The 4,840-nt window shown below is 71.3% G+C and carries 5 protein-coding genes; 3 read left to right on the forward strand and 2 right to left on the reverse strand.

Annotated features, from left to right (window positions below):
- Positions 1-133 precede the first annotated feature (133 nt).
- Positions 134-286, reverse strand: coding sequence for a hypothetical protein (locus JAO81_RS33970; protein WP_199551829.1), 153 nt, complete (start codon positions 284-286; stop codon positions 134-136).
- A 223-nt stretch (positions 287-509) separates the two neighbouring features.
- Between JAO81_RS33970 and JAO81_RS33975 the strand changes: the two genes are divergently transcribed.
- From JAO81_RS33975 to JAO81_RS33985, 3 genes are all read left to right on the forward strand, one after another.
- The gene (locus JAO81_RS33975; RefSeq protein WP_199551830.1) at positions 510-1,406 is read left to right on the forward strand and encodes an NYN domain-containing protein; all 897 of its coding nucleotides are present in this window, start codon (positions 510-512) and stop codon (positions 1,404-1,406) included.
- 134 nt (positions 1,407-1,540) lie between these two features.
- The gene (locus JAO81_RS33980; RefSeq protein ID WP_199551831.1) at positions 1,541-2,200 is read left to right on the forward strand and encodes a PepSY domain-containing protein; all 660 of its coding nucleotides are present in this window, start codon (positions 1,541-1,543) and stop codon (positions 2,198-2,200) included.
- A gap of 53 nt (positions 2,201-2,253) precedes the next feature.
- Positions 2,254-3,600 (forward strand): ankyrin repeat domain-containing protein, encoded by a 1,347-nt coding sequence (locus JAO81_RS33985; RefSeq protein ID WP_199551832.1) that lies wholly within the window; start codon positions 2,254-2,256, stop codon positions 3,598-3,600.
- 23 nt (positions 3,601-3,623) lie between these two features.
- Here the strand turns inward: JAO81_RS33985 and JAO81_RS33990 are convergent, their stop codons facing one another.
- Entirely contained in the window at positions 3,624-4,472 is an 849-nt protein-coding gene (locus JAO81_RS33990; protein WP_199551833.1) for an alpha/beta fold hydrolase, read from the reverse strand.
- Positions 4,473-4,840 lie beyond the last annotated feature (368 nt).

A 4,840-nucleotide genomic window follows, 5' to 3' on the forward strand; every position in this document is an offset into this window, starting at 1 on the left:
CGGCGTCCCCCAGGTCCGCCAGGGGTCGTCGCGCCCCCCCAGGGTTCCGGGCACGCGAAGGGCCCCCGCGCAGCGGTGCGCGGGGGCCTTGTACGTCTACGTCTTTATCAACAACGCGAGCAGTTGCACGGCATTACGAAGCCGTGGCGGTGGCCGGGCGGATATAGATGCGCTGGCCGGTAGCGGCGGCCTGCTGCACGATCCGGTTGACGGAGGCGGCGTCTACGACGGTGCTGTCCACGGCGGTTCCGTTGACGTCGTCCAGGCGCATGATCTCGAAGCGCAAGGGCTTCTCCCTTCGTCTGGTGATCCTCCTGAAGGAGAACTAAGTGAACTATGCGGGTGTTCGCGCAGGATGTCGCGTTGACTACCAGCGCGTTACATATGGTCCAACGACGTGCACCCTACAAACATTCCCTACGCTAAGGAAATTTTTTCCTCGCCTAATTACTTGTGAGTAGCGAGACGGGTTGTGTTCGTAGCGTGACCGGCCGGAGAATGGCTGCCCTATGAACCAAGAAGAGCTGGGTGTGCTGTCGGCACGTATCGATCACACCAATGAGCTGCTGCAACGCATGCTCGCCGAGGTCTCCAAGACTCCTTCCACCCACGCGATCTTCGTGGATGCGGGCTATCTCTACGCCGCGGCCGGCCGCCTCGTCGCCGGCACGGAGGACCGCCGCGCGTTCGACCTCGACGCGGAGGGTCTGATCGACGCGCTGATCGACAAGGCCCGCACGATCTTCGCGGACAGCCGGCTCCTGCGCGTCTACTGGTACGACGGTGCGCGCCGCCGTATCCACACCTCCGAGCAGCAGACGATCGCCGAGCTCCCCGACGTCAAGGTCCGCCTCGGCAACCTCAACGCGAACAACCAGCAGAAGGGCGTCGACTCGCTGATCCGCAGCGATCTGGAGTCCCTCGCCCGGCACCGCGCGATCAGTGACGCGGCGCTGCTCGGCGGCGACGAGGACCTGGTCTCGGCGGTCGAGGCCGCACAGGGGTACGGCGCCCGCGTCCATCTCTGGGGCATCGAGGCGCCCGACGGCCGCAACCAGGCCGAACCCCTCCTGTGGGAGGTCGACAGCCAGCGCACGCTCGAGCTCGACTTCGTCAAGCCGTACGTGGCCCGCCGCACCGACACCGCCTACGATCCGGCCGCCCCCCGGCCCGGCCGCGAAGACGTCCGCTTCGTCGGTGCGCGGATCGCCGCGACCTGGCTGGGTGCGCGCGGACGCCAGCCGATGGTCGAGCTGCTGCCCGGCCATCCGTATCTGCCGGGCCCGGTCGACCAGGACCTCCTGGTCGAGGCCGAGCGCCTGCTCCAGTACTCGCTGCGCGGCCAGGCGGATCTGCGCCGCGCACTGCGCGACGGCTTCTGGGATCACCTGCAGGGGCAGGTCTGAGGTCACGCGTAGAGGCCTGCTCGACCTGGCGTTTTGTCCTCTTCAGGCGGGCTTCAGGTCTGTATGTGATCGTATGGGGGTCGGCGATTCGCCCCGTCGGCAGCACACAGCCATACGACGCGAGGGAGTCCCCGATGACCAGCAGCCGCCGCCCCCTGACCCGCACCCGCAGGCTGTGGGCGATGGGTGCCCTGTCCGGAGCGCTGGTGCTCTCCGTCGCCGCGTGCTCGTCGGACAGCGATTCGAACGCGGACGAACCGCGTGAGCGCGTGAGCAGCGCCGCGTCCGCCGCTTCCTCCGCCGCGGCCAACGAGCCGGACGCGGCCGGTGACGCCTCCGCGGCACAGGGCGGCCCGAAGGTCACGTACGACGACGCGATCGCGGCCGCGCAGAAGGAAGTCCCCGACGCCAAGGTCACCGAGGCCGAGTACGACGACGACGGTGACTGGGAGGTCGACCTGATCACGGACGAGCCGCGCGTGCACAACGTGACGGTCGACGCGGCCGGCGGTGAGGTCGTCCGCACGCACGAGGACCGGATGCCCGACGACCAGCGCGACCGCCTGAAGTACCCGCTCGCCAAGCTGGACGCGGCGTCCGTCTCCCTGGACGATGCGGCGGACAAGGCGCTCGAGAACGCCGGCGGCGGCTATGTCTCCAAGATCTCGATCCAGGGCACCGAACAGCGCCCGAAGTGGGACGTCGAGGTCACCGACGGCCGCGTACAGCATGAGCTGGACATCGACGCGAAGACCGGCGAGGTCCTCTCCGAGGAGACGGACCGGGAGGACTGATCCGGGAAGGCTGACCGCCCGCGCGACGGGCGGTACGGGACAGGGGGCGGGGCTTGAATGACAGTGCGCTGGCAGAGGCGGTACGGGGCGGGCGCGAGGAGGCGGTGCGGGCGCTCCTCGCGTCCGGTGCCGACCCGGACACGCTGACGCAGGACGGGCTGCCGGTGCTCTGCGCGGCCGTCGGCGCGTACGACCTGGACGTGGCGAGAGCGCTGATCGAGAGCGGCGCGGACCCGGACCTCGCGCTGCCGGACGGAACCACCCCTCTGGTCAGGGCAGTTGAGGCCGGTTCGCCGGCGATGGTGCAGGCCGTCCTGGGCCGCGATCCCGGGCTGCGGCTGCCCGCATCCGTACGGGAGTCGCTGCTCGGCCGGGCGAGGCGGTGGCACGAACGTGGCGCCGAGGCCGAACTGCGGCGCAGGACGGGCGCGTCGGGCCCGGTGCGGGCCGAGATCGTGGAGGACGAGTACGACGACGTGCCGCAGCTGTCGCTCGCCGGGCACACGGTCCGCGCCGGCCATCTGGCGATCCTGACCGGTCTCGAGTGGACCTTCCGCATCCTGACGCCCGTGGACGAACTGGTGGCCCGCGCCGTGTCGGCGGGGGATCCGGACGACGTGACGTGGACGGCCGCGACCAGCGTGCTCGGGGAGCGCCGCAGCAGGCAGACCTGGTCGGCGGTGACGGCCTATCGGCATGATCCGGATCCGCTGCATCGCCGTTTCGTCGTCGATGTCCTGCGCCGGTACGTGTTCTGGCAAGGGAGTTGGCGCACCTCCTACGACAAGGAAGCGGCCGAACTGCTCGCCACCTGGGTCGACGAGGGCGAAGACGATCCCGAGGTGCTCGCCGCCGTACTCGACGTGCTGAGCGATACGGAGCACGGGGACCAGGAAGGCGTCGGCCTGGGGCAGGTGGACCACCCCGCCGCCGTCGTGCGCGCCCGCGTCCCCGCCCTGCTCCTCGACGGGAGAGCCGCGGCCAGTCCTGCCGCCCGGCACGCCTTGCTGGCTCTCGCACAGGACGAGGACTCCACCGTACGAGCGCAGGCCGGCTGGTGGCTGGCCGTTGCCCACGACGGCGGCACCGAGGTGTCGGCCGCGCTCGTGGCGCTGCTCAGGGATCCCGACCCGCAGGTACGTGCCTTCGTCGCCGAGCACGTGGCGCCTTGCCCCGACCGCAGTCCCGCCGTCACCGACGCCCTCGCGGATCTGGTGCACGAGGGCGAGCTCAACGCACGGCTCAACGCTGTCCACGGGCTGCTGCTCCGCGACGACCCGCGGACGGGCGAGGCGATCGAGAGCCTGGGCCCGCTGACCGTCCCGCGCGTCGGCGCACACGATCACCGGGTCTCCGCGATCTGGACCTGGCGCCGGCGGCGGGACCATCCGGATTCCTGAACACCGGCCGGTCAGCGCTCCTGTCAGCGCTCTTGGAGCCCGTCCCAGAACGCGAGGAGAGCGGCGGCGGTGCGCGCCGGCTGATCGGTGTTGGGGGAGTGCTCGGCCCCGGCGATGACGCTCCGCTCGGCGCCGAGCCGGCGCGCCATCTCGTCGAACAGCGGTACGGGCCAGGTGTCGTCCCGCTCCCCGGACACCACATGCTTCGGCAGCGGTACGGCGGCGAGCTCGTCCACGCGGTCGGGTTCCGTCAGCAACTGGCGTCCAGTGGCGGTGAGTTGGGCCGGACTGTGGCGAAGCCAGCGGCCGCGCAGTTCGGCGTCCGTGTCCGTCTCCTCCGGGGCGTCCAGGGCCTGGATCGCCTCCCACACCTGCGCCATGTCCATCACGGCGAGCGCGTCGAGCAGCAGCTTGGCGCGCTGCTGCTGTGAGGGGGAGATCTGCGCGGGCCCTGAGGACATCAGGGTGAGGGACGCGAAGGGCGAGGCGTCCAGGAGTACGGCCGCGCGCGAGATCTGGCCGCCGAGCGAATGGCCCACGAGGTGTACGGGGCCGGCGGCCAGCGCCTCGGTCTGGGCGAGCACGTCACGCGCCAACTCGCCCTGCGCGTACGGTGCTTGGTCGTCCCTCGGGCCGTCGGACTCGTACTGCCCGCGGCCGTCGACGGCGACACTGCGGTACCCGGCCTCCGCGAGCGGCTCGTGCAGCGCGATGAAGTCCTCTTTGCTGCCGGTGAACCCGGGGAGCAGGACGACGGTTCCTCTGGGTGTGCCGCTCGGCCGTGCGTCGATGACGGCGAAGTCGCCGCGCGCGGTACGGAGGACGGCGGCGTGGGCGCACGGGGGCGGCACGAAAGTGGGCGGCCTGCTCATGGGGCGAGGCTAGCCGCTGCGGCTGGCCACCGGCCTGCGGGGGCACGGCGAGCGGGGGCACAGCGAGCGGGGGCACGGCGAGCGAGGGCATGGCGAGCGGGGGGAAACGTATCGCGGCCTGGCTCTCGTAGCGGAGGGCCTGGCTCTCGTGAAGGAGACCGGGAACGCACCGTGGCCCGGCCCCCGTGACAGGGACCGGGCCACGACATGCGTGACGTCAGCTCTCGGGCTGCTCGGCCGACGGCTTGCGCGCCCGCGTACGGCGGCGGCGCGGCTTGGCCGCACCCTCCGCGGTCTCGGGGTCGGACTCCGCGGCCACGGCGGGCCGCTTCTCCTCGGTGGCGACGCCGGGCGGGCGGCGCCCCGCC

This window comes from Streptomyces sp. N35 (assembly GCF_016464295.1).
GTDB lineage: Bacteria > Actinomycetota > Actinomycetes > Streptomycetales > Streptomycetaceae > Streptomyces.